Source organism: Chryseobacterium sp. KCF3-3 (genome assembly GCF_045865955.1).
Lineage (GTDB): Bacteria > Bacteroidota > Bacteroidia > Flavobacteriales > Weeksellaceae > Chryseobacterium.
Window position 1 is genome coordinate 68,700 of sequence record NZ_AP035792.1, and the last position, 18,244, is coordinate 86,943.

Here is an 18,244-nt window from a genome sequence, read left to right on the forward strand (position 1 = left end):
TAAATTCAATATGAAAAAAACAGATGTTGCTGTAATTGGTCTATCCTGTGTCTTTCCCGGGGCACAGGATGCCAACACTTTTTGGCAGAATATTGTCAATAAAGTTGATTCTACCGAGCTCGCTCCGGCAGATCGGATAGATCCTGTTCATTTCAGTGATGCCACAAGTCCCGTTGACCGTTTTTACTGTCAGCGTGGAGGATTTATCCCTGATTACACTTTCGATCCTACCGCGTTTGGCATTCTGCCATTAGCCGTTGAAGGAACGGAACCTGACCATTTGCTTACCCTTGATCTGGTACAGAAAGCACTGGAAGATGCAGGCGTATTTCAGAAAAATATTTCCCTTGAAAAAACAGGGATCATTATCGGTAAAGGAAACTACACCGGACCAGGAGCTACACGAGCTATAGAAATTGTAAGAACCGGAGAACAGATTTCTTCATTATTACAAGAGTTGTTGCCTCAGGTTTCTTCTGCAGATATTGAAAAAGTAAAACACGCTTTTCAACAACGTAAAGGACGTTTTGCAGCCGATACCGCCATGGGATTAATTCCCAATCTTGTTGCTTCTCTTGTTGCTAACCGCTTCAATTTAGGAGGCGCTGCATTTACAGTAGATGCCGCTTGTGCCTCTGCTTTGATTGCTGTAGATCATGCTGTACAGGAACTTCAGAGAGGTCGTTCTGATATCATGATCGCAGGAGGCGTACACACAGGACAAAATGCTGCTTTCTGGAGTATTTTTGCCCAGCTGGGAGCTATGTCCCGCCAACAACAGATCAAGCCGTTCAGTATGGATGCAGACGGTCTGTTAATTGGGGAAGGTTGCGGTTTTGTAGTCTTAAAAAGACTGGAAGATGCCGTTCGTGATCAGGATAAAATCTATGCCGTGATCAAAGGTGTAGGCGTAAGCAGCGATGGTACCGGAACCAGCGTGATGAGCCCATCCGTAAAAGGTCAGTTAAAGGCTTTAGAACAGGCGTGGATCAATGCTGATTTAGATAAAAATAAAGTGGGATATCTTGAGGCTCATGGCACAGGAACACCCCTTGGAGATAAAACAGAACTTCAGACCTTAGCTCAGTTCTTCGGAAAAGAAGAAACAGCTCAGGCTGCGGGTATCGGATCTGTAAAGTCTAATATCGGGCATGCCATGCCAGCTGCTGGAATTGCAGGATTAATTAAAACCTGTCTTGCCTTACATCACGATACTTTACCGCCAACCTTATATTGCGAAAATCCAACTTCGGAGATGCAGAATACAAGGTTTGAGCCTGTACAGGAAGCCAAAAACTGGTCAAAAACAGGACTGCCAAAAGTAGCGGCAGTGAATGCTTTCGGATTTGGAGGAATCAATGCTCACGTTGTTCTTGAAGGCTATGATATGCCGAAAAAAGATCAGGTATTGATCTTGGCAAGACCTACCCATGAAGCATTGCTTTCAGCATTACAAAATAATGAAACAGCAATTGGTGAAGGAGATTTCAGGGTTGCTATATTCGATCCAACGCCTGCAAGACTGGAAAAAGCTATTAAAATTGTTTCCAAAAATATCACATGGAAAAACAAACAGGATATCTGGTACACTTCTACCCCATTATTAAAAGATGGTGGTAAAGTAGCCTTTGTATTCCCTGGACTGGACGGACTTGCAAAAGGTGAAGTAGAAACGGTAAGCCGTTATTTCGGATTATCAGCGCCTATCGAAACAGAAGGTGAAGGTCTTTTAACCGATGCTTTAAACATTTTCAACAACTGCAGTATCCTTGATAATTCACTGAAAAAACTGGGAATTATTCCTGATATGAATGCAGGACACAGTTTAGGAGAATGGCTGGCAGGATATTCATCCGAGCTGGCAGAAGCCAACTCTGTAAAGGCATTAATTGATGTACTGAATCCTGAAACTTTTGAATTAAAAGATTCGAAATTCATCGCTATAGGAGCCGGAATTGAGGTGATAAAACCTTTTATTACAGAGATTTCAAACCTTTATGTTTCCAACGACAACTGCCCTAATCAGGTGATTCTTTGCGGAAGCAATGCAGCGCTGGATGAATTGGTTCCTTTATTAAAAGCAAAACAGATCTTCCATCAGGTATTGCCGTTCCAGTCCGGATTCCACTCTCCTTTTATCGCTGATAAACTGGATGTAATCCTTGCCGGAATGGAAAAAGCACAGTTCCAGCAGACGAAAATACCATTATGGTCTGCTACCACATTAGAACCTTATCCTGCAGATCAGACAGCGATCAGAAAACTCAGTGCCGAGCATTTGGTAGAACCTGTTCGTTTCCGTGAACTGACAGACAAATTATATGAAGAAGGTGCCAGAGTCTTCATTCAAGTCGGAACTGGCGGTCTGATTGGATTTATTGATGATACTTTGAAAGGAAAAGCTTTCAGTACCATCGCTTCCAGCGTTCCTACCCGTTCAGCATTAGCTCAGTTACAGCGTGTGGTCGCTTCTTTATTTGTAGAAGGGAAAACAATTGCTCTTGACTTTTTAGAAATTCAGAATCATTCGAAAAGAGCTTCTAGAAAAGGCATTAAATTGGAATTAGGTTCACCTATTGTACGTAATTTTAAAGAAGTAAAAGCGTTAGCTCAATCTTTTGACACGCCAAAACAATATACAGCGACAGCTTCAGCTATTGCCACAAAAAGTGGTCATCCACTGGTACAGGCATTTCAGGATAACGTGGCTGATATGATCCGTATGCAGGAAGAAGTATTGACTTTATTCCAAAACCGTCCGGAAATTACCGTCCAAAGACCTGCACCTGCAGCTCCAACAGTTCAGAAAGCACCAAGAAGTACAACCTTCACAAAAGACTTGTATGTAACCCTGGAAAGTCATCCTTACCTGATCGATCACAGTTTATTGAGACAGCCAAAAGGATGGGCTCATGTGGCTGATATGGAACCTGTAATTCCGATGACGATGATCTTTGAACAGCTTGCAGAAATTGCAGAAGCGGAAATCCCAGGAACACTGGTTCATAAAATCATGAATGTAAGCGTATTCCAATGGATGAACGTCGCCAAACCTTTCGAAAAAACCGTAAAAGGAGAATGGCGTTCAACTAATCACGCTTATCTCGATATTGAAAACTTTGCCAACGCAGAAGTAATCTTAAAATCTGCTCCTGTTCCAACTCCTGATTTCAATCTTTCCATCGGTAATCTTTTACCTATCGAAAGAACACCTGAAGAAATCTACGACATGCACATGTTCCATGGAGATAAATATCAGGGAATTACCGAAGTTTCAGCTGTAGGTGACAAAGGAATTATCGGAAAAATAAAAGGAAACGGTGGTAAAGGTTCTTTGCTTGATAATGCAGGACAGCTATTCGGGCTTTGGCTTCAGCTTACGTTGGTGAAAGACCGTATTGCATTCCCTGTAAAAATCAGAGATATTGAATTCTTCGGAGATATGCATGATCAGGAAGGTATTTTTGAATGCACCTGTATGCTGACCGAGCTTAATGATGAATTCGCCATCGCCGATATCATCCTGAAAAAAGACGGAAAAGTATGGTGTGCCATTACTGGCTGGCAAAACAGAAGACTGGAAATTGATGCCGCTTTATGGAATGTTTCCATGTCACCGCTCCACAACCGCCTTTCTGAAGAGATTGCTCCTGAAGTTTTCTTTTTCCACCAAGCCTATACAAGAGTCGCTTCCTGGGATTTTATCCTGAAAAGATATTTCAACCAAACGGAAAAACAGCATCATCAGCAATTGTTACCTAACAAAAAGAAAAACTGGATGGTAAGCCGTGTAGCGGTGAAAGATGCTGTCAGAAATCTTCTTCGTCAGGAAAAAAATCATGCCTGCTTCCCGATCACGTTTGAAATCCGTTCCGATGAAGTGGGGAAACCTTACCTCATCAGTGATTTTACAGAGGATATCCATATTTCTTTAGCTCATAAAGGAAAAGAAGCCGTTGGGATTGCGAGATATGGAAAATCTGTAGGAATCGATATGGAACTGATGGAAGAACGCAGTTCAGGATTCTACGACATGGTATTTACCGACAAAGAATTAACCCTATTAAAAGACAGAGATCAGGCAGAATGGACCACCCGTTTCTGGGTAGCCAAGGAAGCTTACGGAAAGTTCCTGGGAACAGGACTCAAAGGAAATCCTAAAGCCTTCGAAGTCGAGCTTATAAAAGATGATCACTTGTGGATCAACAACATTGAAATCAAAACTATTAAACATAAAAATTATATTATCGGATGGACACTGTAAACGCAACATTAAAAATGAACCACGAAGAACTTTTTACTTTATTAAAAGGTTTTATTACTGAAGTGATAGGTGCTGAATTTGTAGAAGAGATGGATATTACTCCTGAAAGTTCATTCACCAGAGATCTTGAAATGGACAGCATTGAGATTGTCTCTTTCTCTGAAAAGATCAAAGCGCATTTTGGCGATCAGATCGACTTTACAGGTTGGTTATCATCTATGGATCTTGACCAGCTGATTAATCTTGACCTTAGTATGATCATCAATTATATCTACGAATGCCAATAATCACTGTCAATAACAGACAAGTTCATATACAGGAACTCAACAAAGGAGCCGAACAAACCGTGGTACTCATCCACGGTATGTTCAGTAACCTGTCCATTTATTATTTTAATATTGCCCCGGTGCTGGCCAGGCATTTCCATGTGGTGATGTACGATCTGAAAAGCCACGGTATGAGTGAACGCTTTTTGGATGGCTACGATCTTGACAACATGTCATCCGATTTAATAGGTTTAATAGATCACCTTCAACTGGAAAAAGTACACCTTGTAGGCTATAGCTTCGGAGGACTTATTGCGCTGAAGACAGCTTTAGAATATCCTGACCGCGTGAATCAGCTTGTAGTGACGGAAGCTCCGGATCCTCAGGACGAAAAAGCCCGTAACATCATTGATGAATACAGCAAAGAATTTCTTGAGCACTATGTAGCCAACTTTACAGACACCACCAAAGTACAGATGGGTAAAAGACAAATGGAGAAGAACCATCGTATGTATGAATTTCTGTTTAATCAGACCAGCATTAAAGCAGATATGATTAAGGAAAAACATTTCCTGGGTGAAACCGACTTCAATAAACTGACGGCTTCTACTCTATTGCTTTATGGCGCTGATTCCAACTGCAGACCTACCGGTGAGTGGCTGCAATCTAAAATCAGCCAGTCTGAACTCGAATTAATTCCGGGCGATCACAATATTCCTATTCAGGAACCTCAGCTCATTGCTGAAACGATCTCTCAATTTTTATCTAAAATTTTAACACAAAACCATGGCTAAATTTGCATTTATAGTTCCACCACTGACAGGACATGTCAATCCTACCTTAAGCATCGGTGCTACTCTTTTGGAAAGAGGACATGAAGTAGCCTGGATCAGCCTTGACCCAACTTTAGAGGCCAAACTTCCCGAGGGAGGAAAATTATTACTGATCCAATACGATCAGACCGACGAAGAAAAGAAAGAAAGTGAACAATATCTCGATATTATCTCCAAAAAAGTAGTGTATGGTATAGACAGCGTTAAGTTCCTGTACGAAGAGGTTCTTATCCCGTTGAACAGACATTGCTATAATGGTATTGTTTCTTTATTAAAAATAGAGCAGCCCGATTTGATTATCGGGGATCATCAGTTATTTGCAGCTCCGGTTGCAGCCAAAACTCTTGGCATTCCTTACACCACTTCCGTTACCGCTCCGGCAGCCATCAAAATCATGAATGAGCTTCCAAAAGTACACGAATGGGAAGTGAATCAAATTATCGACCTGCAGAAAGAACTCGGTTTCCAGGAAGAACGTTCTCTTGCGACTTCAGATTTGCTGACACTTGTTCTTACTTCCAGTTATTTCTTTGGTGAAATGGATGATCTGCCGTCTCAATACCAATTCACAGGTCCGGTTCTTACAGAAAGACGTGTTTCATGTGAATTCGACTGGGAGAAATTAAAAAGCAAAGACAATAAAAAGATCCTGGTAAGTATCGGTACTACCTTCGATCACGATCATAAAAAAGCATTTTTCCAAAAGGTAATCGATGCTTTTAAAGATGAAGATTTAACCGTTGTAGTCGTTTCTGATCCACAGCTTTTCGAGCAATGGCCTGACAACTTTATGGTGTATCAACAGGTTCCTCAGCTAGATCTGCTGCCTCATCTGGATGGTGTAGTTTGCCATGGTGGCCATAATACCGTTTCTGAAACATTATCCAACGGTATTCCTTTGGTTGTGATTCCGATTGCCTATGATCAATCGCATGTTGCAGGACGTGTGGTGCGTACAGAAGCAGGTGAGCGTCTTAATTTTAACAGATTTAAAGCCAATCACCTGAGAGAAGCTGTACAACAGATTTTAAATACTCCGAGCTACCGCGAAGCAGCCCAGAAAGTAGGACAGTCTTTTGTGGAAGCAGGAGGTGCAGCTACAGCAGCTAATCTATTGGAACAAGCTATCTCAAAGGCTTCAAAACCTGAAAAACCATCTAAATTTTTATTCGTTGTCCCTCCGTTTTTCGGACATGTAAGCCCTACCTTAAGTGTGGGAGCAAGTCTGATTGCCCGCGGACATGAAGTAAAATGGTTCGGAATTACCCCTTTAGACAGCAAACATATTCCTGAAGGAGGCTCTTATTTCTATCCTGAAGAAGATCTTATTCCGTATCAGGAGGAAATTGCCCGTATTTTAAAAAGACAGGATGACGGACCCGCATGCTCCGGACCTGAAGTAATGAAACTGGCACTGGAAGAAACCTATGTTCCTTTCGCTAAAATGATGATGCCGGGATTAACCAGACTCACAGAAAGCTGGATGCCGGATGTTATCGTGAACGACTGTATCACTTTCGGAGGCGCTCTTTTCGCTCATAAACATCATATTCCTTGTGTAACAACAACGCCGGTTCCACCGGATGTGATGGGAGATACGGAAAAAAGTGCTCCAAAAATCTGGGAATGGCAGCAAAACCTCATCAAAGACCTTCAGAAAGAAGTAGGCATTCATGAGGAAGGTATTTACATCCATTCTCACAAACTGAATATGGTGTTTACATCTCAGGCTTTTGCTGGTTTTGAAACCGTTCCGCCTCATATGAAATTTGTAGGTCCGGTAAAAGGCCGTCCGAACGACGCTCCATTTGACTGGGATAAACTGAATGCTTCTACTACTCCAAAGATCTTTGTATCATTAGGAACGCTGTTGGTAGACATCAGAAAAGCTTTCTTTGAAAAGATCATCGCTGCATTTAAAGACCAACCCGTTACAGTGATTGCCGCTACTCCACCGGAAATTTTTGAAGAATGGCCGGACAATTTCATTGTGAACAGCTTTGTTCCTCAATCGGCAGTAATGCAGCAAATGGATATGGTAATTTGCCACGGTGGTTTCAATACCGTAAACGATACTTTCCGTAATGGTTTACCAATGTTAATCACACCCATCGCTTATGATCATTTCCACATCGCAAAACTGATTGAGCAGGCAGGCTGCGGAATCAGCATCCGATACAAAAGACTGCGTGTGGATGCTCTTCGTGAAACCGTTTTTGAATTATTGGAAAACCCTAAATACAGAACCGCCGCTCAGGAAGTCCGCAATACATTCACGCTTGCCGGAGGAAATGACAAAGCCGTAGAACTATTAGAAAATTTTGTACACGAACATTCAATATTAGCTTCAGTGTAGCCTATGAATCAACCTATAAAAAGAAGATTGCTATTTGGAGAACGTATGCTGTTAGGGGACGGAACAGAACCTTTTAACGCAGTTATTCCGTTCAGACTGAGAGGTACCTTTACATTAAAAGATATCCAGCAGGCCCTGACACAAATCCAAAATAAACACCCATGGCTGAGAGCATTGATCAGCCATGATGAAAAAAATATTCCTTGGTTTAACGTTCCTGAAAAACCTGTTTCTATCCCTGTAAGAATCATCACCAGACAAAGTGAAGATCAGTGGCAGGAAGAATCCAGGAGAGAATGGAATACCACCTTTAACTACGAAAAATTTCCCCTGATCCGCTTTATCTGGATCAAAGGAGAAGACGTTTCTGACATGCTATTTGCGTTCCACCATTGTCTTTGCGATGGTGGTTCTGCAATGGCCTTTTTAAAAGAATTTCTCATCGTACTGGATAATCCTGCTACCGATATCGGTACAGAAAATCCAATATTAGGAATCCAGGATGTGGTTCCATCTCATATTCTGAACAGTCGCAGACAAAAATTGAAAGCCAGATTTATTGGAAGATTGGCTGCTACAGCAATCAAATGGCTTCCGGTAAACAAAAAACCTGTTGAAAGACAGAATGACTATCTGATCCATGGAAAACTGGATGAAGAGACAAGCCAGCAAGTCATCGCTTATTGCAAATCCCAGGAAGTTACCGTTAACACATTTTTGAGTGTAACGCTATTACACGCATTTAGAAAAGTGAGAGGTAAAAAATCTTTCAACAAAGTTTCCTGTCCGGTAGATATCAGGCGTTTCGCCAAGCAGATTAAAGCAGATCACATTTTCGCTTTCGGGCTGATGATTGTGATTTCTTTGGATGAAAAACTAAACTTTACAGAGAATCTTCGTGCCATGCAGAAGTCTGTGGAACAAAAAGCCTCAAAACTGGATCCTTATATCACCATGATGGTGATGGAATCCGGACATGATGCGCTGAAAAGTTTTACAAGGCTGTTAAAGAACGGAAAATCTTCTAATGACTGCATGTTTTCTAATCTGGGACCTCTTCAGATTCCCCATGAATATAAAGAATTCACAGTAGAGACTATCTTCAGTCCATCAGTCATTGGTCCGCTGGGAAATACCACTACCCTTGTGGTTTCTACTTACCGTGGAAGAATGGATTTTTCAATCATGGGAAGCGAAGGTTATTTGCCTTATACTGAAGTAGTAGCCATCCGTGATGAAGTAATGAGAACGATTCATTCACAAATAAAACCAGCAACCGTATCATGATCAAAAGACCTCTAATGATGGTGGAAAGGATCATGTATGTAGATCCTGAAACGCCTTTAAACTGTATTTATACCGCAAGAATTAACGGAGAGATTCCTGAAGAAAATTTTAAAACAGCTTTAATAAGAATCCAGCAGAAGCATCCTATTCTGAGAACTAATATTGATCATAACAAAGGGCGCTATCCTTTTTTCATGGGACAAAGGGATATTGAACCTATTCCTCTTCGTATTGTAGAACGTAAAACAGACGAAGACTGGTTCAAAGAATCTGAAAAGGGATGGTTCCGGCTTTTTGAAACTCCCAAAAAACCACTGGCCGAAGTAGTATGGGTAAAAGGACAAGGTACTTCCGAAATTCTTTGGATTATGCCTCATTGCATTTCAGACGGAACAACCGGAGTTACTTTACTACGTGAACTTCTAAGTTTACTGGACAATCCTTATGGTCCATTAATTCCTTATGTTGCTTTTGAATCTGTGAACGATTTCCTGCCTTCGGATTTTAACACAGGAATAAAAAAATATAAGGCCAGTCTTTATCTGCTCTTCGCTAAAATATTCTTTTCTATCCAACGGAAAAGTAAAAAGAGAAATCAGGGAAAAAACTACGCTATTCACTGGAAAATGACTCCGGAGGACACCAAACTTATTACTGAAAAATGTAAAGCCAACGGTATCTCCGTACATGCTTTGCTGTGTTCTTCGGTGATGCAGGCCTTCCGTGATATTCAGGGAGACCGTGCCAAAGGTAAAGTGATCAGCCCTGTAGATGTGCGCCATTTTATTCCGGAAATTAAAGAAGATCATTTATTTGCGTTTGCACCAACAGTAGAACTTTCTGTGAAAAAGAACAGTAAGAATGTGATGAGCAATGCTAAAGAGATTAAAAAAGATCTTATTGAGAAAATCAGTAAACTGGAAGCCCGGGAACTCTTGTGGATGGGAGAACATATGCACCCTATTGTGGAACGTATGATCAGTATGCTAAAGTCCAGCGAAGGCGGACATGATGTGACCTTATCCAATATGGGAAAGATCAATATACCGAATGATTATAAAAATTTCAACCTGGAAACAGTCTTTAGTCCTACTGTCGCTTTTCCATGGCTGAACTCAAACACTTTAGTAGCCAGCACTTACAACCAACAGATGGACTTCACCTTCATGTCCAATGAAAATTTTCTTCCCAAAGAGGAAGCCCATCAGATAAAAGATAAAGCCATTGAGCTATTGACCACCTCTCTATGAAATTTAAAATAAAACCTCCGAAGCCCAAACCTATAAAGAAAACCACCCTCAAACGCTTTCTCATTAAGCGTACGATTTATTATGTCCTTCCGAATGTATTTTTTAATTTCATTATTGCTTATGCCAGTTTCAAAGAATTAGGCTACACGCATTTTTTCTCAGGAACCCAAAACCTGGCCCGTCTTACCCTGCCAATGGCTATCTTCCTTCCGGTAGTCCTTACCATTGATATCATCAAAAGAGTAACGGATGCCGCCAGTCAGGAGGCTATAGAGTTTACAGTAGATGAACAGTTGAATATTAAAAAACTCATGACCAGGCTCAGCATTGTACACGGTTTGATTACAGGACTATTGGTATTATCCCTGCTCTTTATCGGGCAGTATAATTTCTCAAAAGATTATAAGCTGGACGCTACAGCAATGGCTGTGGTGGTAGGAACATTGGCAGGAATTCTGTCTGTGATTTTTGTATATCTGCCGGTCTGGAGGTTGAGAAGATGGATGTGCAAAGCAACATCAGTACCTGCAGAGGCAAACCCATGATTTTTAAACAAAAGCAGCTATAACACTGTATATCATTTAATTAAAATCAAAAAAAGATAACAATACCCGGATGATCATGATTTCACCGGGTATTTTCATGCACAGACTGTCTTAATTTTTTTCTTTAAAACTGAATATTTGGTAAATTTTTTATATTTATATCAAAAATTTGCAAGAATTTTTCTTGGACAGAATGACTAACAATGTATGTACAAAATAACGGATCAGCTAAAAAATATAGGATTCAGTATCAATCGTTTAGATTATCTTATCAACAGAAATAAAAACAAAAGAGAATTCAACACCTTAGAATATTTTTGTATCTATATCATTCTGGAAGATATCCAGTTAACGATAGACAATGTTCCCTACCCACTAAAAGGGGGAAATATTGCCTTTGTTGGACCACAAAAGAAAATCGTTTTTGGAGAAACCAAAAGATCGGATGTGTATTCCATTGCATTTTCATCCAGTTTTTATGAAAGATCAACCAAAGACAGCCTTTTTATCAATTCGCAGCTTTTTTATAATTATAATTCTGAAATATTTATCGCTCCTTTCTTCAATGCAGAACAGATGAGAATGATATTCCTGGAACGCATGGAAAGTTTCCGGAAAAAGGACGAAAGCCTGTATATATCTGCTGCCCATAATGCCATAGAAAGACTGATGCTGGATGCCCTTTTACATATTCCCACCGAAGAAATCAAAAAGGACATCAAATTTGACTATATGTACTACGTCAACCGATTCAAAATTCTGCTGCAAAGAGATTACAAAAAGGCAAAGAAAGTAGCTTACTATGCGGAAGAGCTTAATATCTCTTCAAGGAAACTTACCGAGATGACAGAGTATGTACTGGGCAAAACAGCCAAGCATATCATCATTGAAAAACTCATTATTGAATGCAGAAAAGCACTGAATTTTTCAAATTCCACCATCTCTGAAATATCTTATGATCTGGGTTTCAGCAATGAAGGAAATTTCACCAATTTTATTAAAAAACATACCGGAAAAAATCCCTCAGAAATGAAATAATTTGTATATTTACATAAGTAACCTTTTGGGGAAAAATACAGGTTATATGCTTGCAAAGTACATTATATTCATTTTGTTCTATTTTGCTATTACAAAATCATTTGCCCAGGCAGCAGACGGTTTAAGGCTTAACGTAAGGCTTTATCCGGTACAGATGCTCGCTATAGGCTCAGGATTTTCGGACGATGGAAACGTGTCTTCCTTCCGGGAGGTTCAGTCTGTAACCATCTCAAGTCCGACAGGGTTTCAGCTGAATGCAAAATATGATGAATATCACGGTACAATCGGTAATTCCGAAAGCAACAGAGAAAAGTTTGAAGAATATCCTCTTATTAACCATTCTAAAGGAGTGGTTCAGGAGCAATATCCTATCCAACATGAGATTGAAAATGCTATGGAAAATTTAAGCGTCAACAGAAGTGACGACGAAAATTTTTTAATAATAACTCTAATTTCTCAGTAAAAAATTAAGCAAGGCCTGAAAAAATAACTATGCACTGAATAACAATCTTGCAATTTATTCATTCCCTATATATTAAGTAAAATTAATGTTTAAGATTAATAAAGCATTCTTTTTACTTTATGGTGATTTTATCAGCATTTAAAAGATACTTTTTATGTAATTATTCATAAAAGGTATTGATTGGTGCGCGCCTATTTCTTCGTAAAAATTCACAAATAATAAGTATCTTTTCACAAAGGTCCTGATGTTCTTTGTATTTACCTTTGCATCCGCAATTTTAAAAAAAATTAATACAAAAAAACGTCTTTAACCTTATGAAAAATTTTATTTTAGCATCTTTTGCTATCCTTGGATTCTCAACATTACAAGCACAAAGTGTAACGCTAAATGTCAGACTTAAGCCTATCCAGACTCTTGTTGTTAACAACGCTCAAAAAGTCGTTAATTTAGACTACATCACTAAAGATGACTATGCCAATGGTGTATCTTCTGTAAACGCAGATCACTTAAGCATTTACAGCACAGGAGGATTCCAGGTAAAAGTAAGAGGTGGTAACGATGTATTAGAGTATGGAGGTAAAAACATCCAGGCTAACACCATCCAGATTAAAGCAAGCGCAGGTTCTGACGCTGTAAACGGTGCTCAATATGCTCAGAATGTACAATTATCAACTAACGAGGCTACTTTGGTAACTTCTTCTACCGGAGGGGTAGACAAAAAAATTAACATTGAATACAAAGGAGCCGGAGATAATAAGTACCTGAACAATTATATTGCCGGACAAGATCCTACAGTATACACTACTGAACTTACGTATACCATTATTTCTCAATAATAGATATCATTCTGTAATGATAAAGTGTTGTACCTACCACAGCACTTTATCAACACTTAAAAACTAATCTCCGTCATGAGCAGACTTTCTCTTCTCCTTTTCAGTCTTCTTTTCCTGTCATCTTTTCACGGATATGCACAAACAGGAGTTTCGGTTTCACCACCAAGACTGTACTTTGAGTCAGGAAACGGAAACAGCAATACCCAGACAATAACGGTAACGAATGTAAGTGCCAAGAATTCTCTGGATCTTGCTGTAAGTTTAGGAGACTGGGAATATGACGGCAAAGGTGAGAATGTAACGTATCCCGCCAATACCCTTCCTACTTCCTGTGCAAGTTGGGTTTCGGTCAAAAAAGAAGAGAATTACTTTACTTTGGCTCCGGGAGAAAAAAAAGATATTGAGGTTACCATTACGGTTCCGAATGCGCTTTCCAATCAACTGCCAACTCATACGGCCGTTTTGTATGTCAGCCAGATGAATCCGGTAGATGATGTGGATCATAAAGGCGCCAACATCAAGGTAAGCATCCGATCAGGAATCAAATTATTCCACAAGCTGCCTGCCGCCAAAACTAAAAAACTTGAAATCCAGAATCTGGTATACGGAAAAACAACCAATACAGTCAACCTCTTTTTTGAAAATCAGGGCGATATATGGGGTGACGGAAAAATATACACTGACTTTGTGAATACCCAAACCGGAAAAAAAGTGTCCCTGGATCCGGTTATCTTTTACTCCATGCCCGGAAACAAAAGAGAGATGAATATCCCTCTTCCGGCAAGCCTTGAAAAAGGAAAGTATACCGCTTCTGTAATGATTGATTATGGAGACAACAACAATCTGGAATTAGGAGAATTAAGTTTCAGCTATGAATAGTAAAAAATTCTTCTATTTCTTTCTGTTGGTTTCCCTGAACTGCTTCTCACAGGTCAATTACAACTCATGGGTGAACAGTTATCTGCAGATTAATTCTTACAGCGGAAATACCAATCCTGATGCTTATACCTTTACCCTGGCTGGTAATGGAGCGTTTAATATTCCTTACTGGAAAATATCCATGAAGCTGAAACAGCCTGTCACATCTACTGACGGAAATTATACGATGCCTGCCAACAAAATATCATTTCAGCCCGTTTCCACTTCAGGACAGGCCTATCCGGGACCCGTACCCACGATTCCTCAGATCGGAATGCCACTGAATACTTTTCTTCAGGCAAACCAGGAAGTCTTTTTAATTCCTCAATCCAATGCAGCGTTGTACAATCAGCCGCCACAGCCCAACGGCTACTATAACCTACAGGTAAAATACAGCCTGACCGTTATGGGAGGATCTTATCTGGGGAGCTACCCTTCCTGGACCAGATTTAATGCTCCTGTACAGTTTACAGCGTATGATCAATACAACAATATTATTGGCAGAGGAGATCACATTTTTCAGTTCCATATCGGGCCACTCAGCGGAAGTCCGACAGATGTACCCGAAATGTCGCTTCAATTTTCCGCAAAAGCGGTCAACGGATCACTGGAATTTAAAAGTATGTCAGATTATGTCAACGGAGTAAGTGTCACTTATTCCAATGGACTGATTGTAAAAAGCAATACCAATTATCAGATCAAATTACGTTCTCTTCAGGGGCAGTTCAGCTCTCCAGCCGGAAACTACATTCCTTTAGGAACCGTAAAAATGAATCTCATCCCCGTTTCAGGAAACAATGGGAATGTATATCCTATCCTGCTGAGTGCTTCTCCGCAGCTTATCGCGACAGGAGGCTCAACCGGAAGTTCCAGCCTGTATTACGATATCAGATATTCCACCAAAGCCAATGATGAAAGACTGATTAATGCCAAATCGGAAGAATATTCCACCACCCTTCAATACGAGATTATCCCCCAATAACCATGCTTCAAGACCTGTTCAAAAAAATCTTTTTCATTTTTTTGATTTCGTTTCAGATATGGATTCCGGCACAAAGCAGTTCCGGGGTAAGTCTTGATATCCGTAATGAATCCAGAACAGATAAAACAGGGATTCTGGATCTGATCATCGTCCTTGACAATCAAAGCACAAATGATTTCAAAGGAAAAATAAACATTACGATTCCTCAAGGTTTCAGAAATATTTCAGGCAACAGTCTTCAGGTCGAAATGAAATCCGGGGAGCATCTTTTCCTTCCGGTAAAGATCGTGGTCAGCAATAATGCCGTTTCAGGAGAATCCCGTCTGGGTTTCCGTCTTTCGGACCAGCAGAATAAAACAATGGCGGAAAAAGAAATACCATACACCGTCACTGAAAATAATGCCATGCGCATCACGGCAGAAAACCCACTGATCTATGTGAATAAAACCACCGATTCAGTAGAAGTAAGGGCAAGGGTTTCCAATCTTGGGAACAGAAAGCAGTATGTAACGGTTGTATTTAAAATTCCGGAAGCTGAGCAGGGAAATGCTTTTATAGAGAAAAAAGGAAGTATGGGTGTACAGAAAGATTCAGTCTTTGTGTTCCGGTTTCTGCCTTCCAGAATCAGATCCCGAAGCACTCAGATTTCCGTCAATATCGCAGGTTTCAGAGAGCCGGACAGAGAAATATTCGGCAACACCAGTGTTTCTATCCAGAATGTCTCTTCGGTACAGCGTTATGAGGATATGGAATCCACAGCATTTTTCAACTTTACCAAGAACACCATCACGGCAAGCTACAGGCATGCCGGGGAAAACCTGGACATGTATCAATTGGTAGGTTCCGGAGGTTTCAACCTTCCTTCAGGATATATTTTCATCCGGGGGAATATCTATACCATGACGAATCAGAGCGATCCTATTGTCAATAATACCTATCTGACCTATCACAGGGAAAACAGTGAATTCACGATCGGAAATATCAATAAATTACTGGAACTTTCCATGTTCGGAAGAGGGTTGGAATATGCCTACACATCTCCGGATAAAGACAAAAAAATTGAAGCAGGTTTCGTAGACCAGACCTACAGCCTGATCGAAAGAAATTCTTTTCTGAAGTATGGTTATGGATTTTATACCCGAGGAACCCTTGGAGCTCAAAATGCTTCCCGCAATATCTCAGGAACATATATTTTCAGGGATGATCCTTATGAAAAAGCCAGACATCATGTAGCGGGAACAGATCTTCAGTATGCTTTCGGTAAAGACTGGAAAACCAATACCAAGGTCTATGGCGGACTGAGTTTCTACGAAAACAACCAGCCCTCCAAGCCTTCATTAGCTTTGGAATCCCAATATTCAGGAATGATTAAAAAGGTCAATCTGAACGGAAACTATTTCTACAGCACAGATTATTATCCCGGAAACAGAAGAGGTATTTTGCAGATCCAGCAGAATTTCTCAACCATGATTTTCAAAGACCATTATGTGTATGCCAACATTGTGGCTTCCCATTTTTCGCCTAAGTTCTACTTTTACGACAACACCCTGAATTCAAGCAATATAAGACTGGATACGGGAATCAATTTCCCAAAAAAAGGGAATTTCGGGATGGGACTTGGCTATCAGTACCAGGAAGAAAACTCCAACTCTTATAATAATTTCTTTAATGCCCAGCCTTATGAGAATACCAAACAGCTGAAAGCACAACGTTTTACAGAATATCTTACCTGGCTGAGTCCTGATAAGCAACACACCTCCATCTTAAGCATGGAAACAGGATTGGCACAATATCCGGACAACGACAAACAGCAGTTCCAGATGAAAGTAAGCGGAACTTACAGCTACAAATGGCTGACCGTGAACGGGATCTATCAGCATGGAAGCTATTTCCTTTCCGAATATGCTTTTTCAAAAATGATGAACCAAAGCACTCCCTACGAAAAGCTTTCCCTTTCTGCTTTTGTGAATAAAAATTTCTTCAACCGTCAGCTGAATGTCACTTCAGGTGTTTCTTATACTGATGATGTTCTGTATGGAAAATCGCCTTCCGGTTTTTTGAACCTGAAATATTCAAGAGAAAAATATGCCCTGTACCTGAACTCTTCCTACTTCAGCTATACTGCAGGAAGTTTCACCAATAATCTGTTGACCGTGGAAGCCGGTGTAACCGTCAATCTTAGAAACAGCACCCTGGATCCGGGTAAAAAAGGTGATATCAAAGCATTTGTCTATTATGACCTGAACGAAAATAGTATCTATGATGAAGGCGACAAAGAAGCGGCAGGCTATCTCATTATGCTCAACAATATTTCATTTAAAACCGATCCGTCAGGTTCTATCAGCTACCGTTCTATCCCTTATGGAAAGTATGCCCTGAAACAGGTGATCCAGCAAGGCTGGTATTATGATGAAACCGAATTTACCGTAGACAAGCACCACTACTCTTTTGAGATCCCTCTTCATCAAAACGGAACTACCCAGGGAAAGATAACCTATGATTTTGACACCAAAACCGCAGTAGATTTCACGCCCAAAGTCGGAGGTATTCTTTTCAATATTTACCGCAACGAACAGTTAGTACATCATATCATCACCGATGACAACGGTGAATTTGCCTCCTTCCTACCCTCCGGAAATTACAAGATTGAGTTGAACAAAAACTCATTGCCTTCCAATACCTATTGCGAACGCTCTACTGATACTTTCAAAGTGGAAGCCGGGAAAATAGTACAACTGGAGCCTTTTGTGATTAAGGTAAGGGAGAAGGTGATTAGGGTGAAGAAGTTTGGGGGTTAGAGTAAAATCCGGAGAACAGAGGTTGACAGAATATTGGTTTAAAGAATGATGTATACTGCCTGTGATTTATGTGTTCTTACCAGTGTAAAGATGAAGATCAGAGTTATACGCTCATTTGGATAATCAAAAATATCAAAATCCTCTTTTTAAAGAGTCCGGAATAAAAGTTCCCCGAGATTGAGAAAGAAATTTTGAACCTGCCTTAGTTTCCAAAAGATACAACATGACAACCTGTTTCAGGTCCTTACTATCCGGTTATAGATATTAAAAAGTAATAGTGGACACTTGTATAAGTGATTATTCTATGTAATTACGTTTTCCCGTAAGTAGAAGTTGGTGATTTTTATTATTATTGTGATCTTAATTGGATAATACAGCCTAAGCTGTTTGTCAAAATATGAAAAACTA

The 18,244-nt window shown here is 40.2% G+C and carries 13 protein-coding genes; all 13 read left to right on the top strand.

All coding sequences use genetic code 11. The annotated features are described in order from the left end of the window. Window positions 1-10: 10 nt before the first annotated feature. The gene (locus ACKTTZ_RS00230; protein WP_407846922.1) at window positions 11-4,264 is read left to right on the top strand and encodes a beta-ketoacyl synthase N-terminal-like domain-containing protein; all 4,254 of its coding nucleotides are present in this window, start codon (window positions 11-13) and stop codon (window positions 4,262-4,264) included. Beyond that, entirely contained in the window at window positions 4,252-4,551 is a 300-nt protein-coding gene (locus ACKTTZ_RS00235) for an acyl carrier protein (protein ID WP_034696900.1), read from the top strand. Before ACKTTZ_RS00230 ends, ACKTTZ_RS00235 begins: the two co-directional genes overlap by 13 nt. Continuing rightward, on the top strand, window positions 4,542-5,324 hold the full coding sequence (locus ACKTTZ_RS00240; RefSeq protein ID WP_407846923.1) for an alpha/beta fold hydrolase: 783 nt from the start codon (window positions 4,542-4,544) through the stop codon (window positions 5,322-5,324). Before ACKTTZ_RS00235 ends, ACKTTZ_RS00240 begins: the two co-directional genes overlap by 10 nt. Continuing rightward, window positions 5,317-7,719, top strand: coding sequence for a nucleotide disphospho-sugar-binding domain-containing protein (locus ACKTTZ_RS00245; protein WP_034696897.1), 2,403 nt, complete (start codon window positions 5,317-5,319; stop codon window positions 7,717-7,719). The genes ACKTTZ_RS00240 and ACKTTZ_RS00245 overlap by 8 nt, the downstream gene beginning before the upstream one ends. Before the next feature lie 3 nt (window positions 7,720-7,722). Beyond that, a complete protein-coding gene (locus ACKTTZ_RS00250) occupies window positions 7,723-9,006 on the top strand; it encodes a condensation domain-containing protein (protein WP_253316860.1) in 1,284 nt (427 codons plus the stop codon). Next, window positions 9,003-10,256, top strand: a complete 1,254-nt coding sequence (locus tag ACKTTZ_RS00255; protein ID WP_407846924.1) for a phthiocerol/phthiodiolone dimycocerosyl transferase family protein — start codon at window positions 9,003-9,005, stop codon at window positions 10,254-10,256. Before ACKTTZ_RS00250 ends, ACKTTZ_RS00255 begins: the two co-directional genes overlap by 4 nt. After that, on the top strand, window positions 10,253-10,801 hold the full coding sequence (locus ACKTTZ_RS00260) for a hypothetical protein (RefSeq protein WP_034696894.1): 549 nt from the start codon (window positions 10,253-10,255) through the stop codon (window positions 10,799-10,801). The genes ACKTTZ_RS00255 and ACKTTZ_RS00260 overlap by 4 nt, the downstream gene beginning before the upstream one ends. Window positions 10,802-11,008: 207 nt before the next feature. Continuing rightward, entirely contained in the window at window positions 11,009-11,839 is an 831-nt protein-coding gene (locus tag ACKTTZ_RS00265; RefSeq protein ID WP_034696893.1) for an AraC family transcriptional regulator, read from the top strand. A 46-nt stretch (window positions 11,840-11,885) separates the two neighbouring features. Continuing rightward, a complete protein-coding gene (locus ACKTTZ_RS00270) occupies window positions 11,886-12,302 on the top strand; it encodes a hypothetical protein (RefSeq protein WP_156106475.1) in 417 nt (138 codons plus the stop codon). A gap of 314 nt (window positions 12,303-12,616) precedes the next feature. After that, window positions 12,617-13,138 (top strand): hypothetical protein, encoded by a 522-nt coding sequence (locus ACKTTZ_RS00275; RefSeq protein ID WP_051934399.1) that lies wholly within the window; start codon window positions 12,617-12,619, stop codon window positions 13,136-13,138. Between the two features lie 75 nt (window positions 13,139-13,213). Next, on the top strand, window positions 13,214-14,017 hold the full coding sequence (locus tag ACKTTZ_RS00280; RefSeq protein ID WP_253316863.1) for a molecular chaperone: 804 nt from the start codon (window positions 13,214-13,216) through the stop codon (window positions 14,015-14,017). Continuing rightward, window positions 14,010-15,038 carry a hypothetical protein gene (locus tag ACKTTZ_RS00285; protein ID WP_407846925.1) on the top strand — a complete coding sequence of 343 codons (1,029 nt, stop codon included), beginning with the start codon at window positions 14,010-14,012 and terminating at the stop codon, window positions 15,036-15,038. Before ACKTTZ_RS00280 ends, ACKTTZ_RS00285 begins: the two co-directional genes overlap by 8 nt. Window positions 15,039-15,079: 41 nt before the next feature. Then, window positions 15,080-17,836, top strand: coding sequence for a hypothetical protein (locus ACKTTZ_RS00290; protein WP_407846926.1), 2,757 nt, complete (start codon window positions 15,080-15,082; stop codon window positions 17,834-17,836). Window positions 17,837-18,244 lie beyond the last annotated feature (408 nt).

Coding starts and splice junctions, on each gene's coding strand:
- ACKTTZ_RS00240 (WP_407846923.1), top strand. CDS start 4,542: ATGCCAATAATCACTGTCAATAACAGACAAGTTCATATACAGGAACTC.
- ACKTTZ_RS00245 (WP_034696897.1), top strand. CDS start 5,317: ATGGCTAAATTTGCATTTATAGTTCCACCACTGACAGGACATGTCAAT.
- ACKTTZ_RS00235 (WP_034696900.1), top strand. CDS start 4,252: ATGGACACTGTAAACGCAACATTAAAAATGAACCACGAAGAACTTTTT.
- ACKTTZ_RS00250 (WP_253316860.1), top strand. CDS start 7,723: ATGAATCAACCTATAAAAAGAAGATTGCTATTTGGAGAACGTATGCTG.
- ACKTTZ_RS00280 (WP_253316863.1), top strand. CDS start 13,214: ATGAGCAGACTTTCTCTTCTCCTTTTCAGTCTTCTTTTCCTGTCATCT.
- ACKTTZ_RS00285 (WP_407846925.1), top strand. CDS start 14,010: ATGAATAGTAAAAAATTCTTCTATTTCTTTCTGTTGGTTTCCCTGAAC.
- ACKTTZ_RS00265 (WP_034696893.1), top strand. CDS start 11,009: ATGTACAAAATAACGGATCAGCTAAAAAATATAGGATTCAGTATCAAT.
- ACKTTZ_RS00275 (WP_051934399.1), top strand. CDS start 12,617: ATGAAAAATTTTATTTTAGCATCTTTTGCTATCCTTGGATTCTCAACA.
- ACKTTZ_RS00255 (WP_407846924.1), top strand. CDS start 9,003: ATGATCAAAAGACCTCTAATGATGGTGGAAAGGATCATGTATGTAGAT.
- ACKTTZ_RS00260 (WP_034696894.1), top strand. CDS start 10,253: ATGAAATTTAAAATAAAACCTCCGAAGCCCAAACCTATAAAGAAAACC.
- ACKTTZ_RS00270 (WP_156106475.1), top strand. CDS start 11,886: ATGCTTGCAAAGTACATTATATTCATTTTGTTCTATTTTGCTATTACA.
- ACKTTZ_RS00230 (WP_407846922.1), top strand. CDS start 11: ATGAAAAAAACAGATGTTGCTGTAATTGGTCTATCCTGTGTCTTTCCC.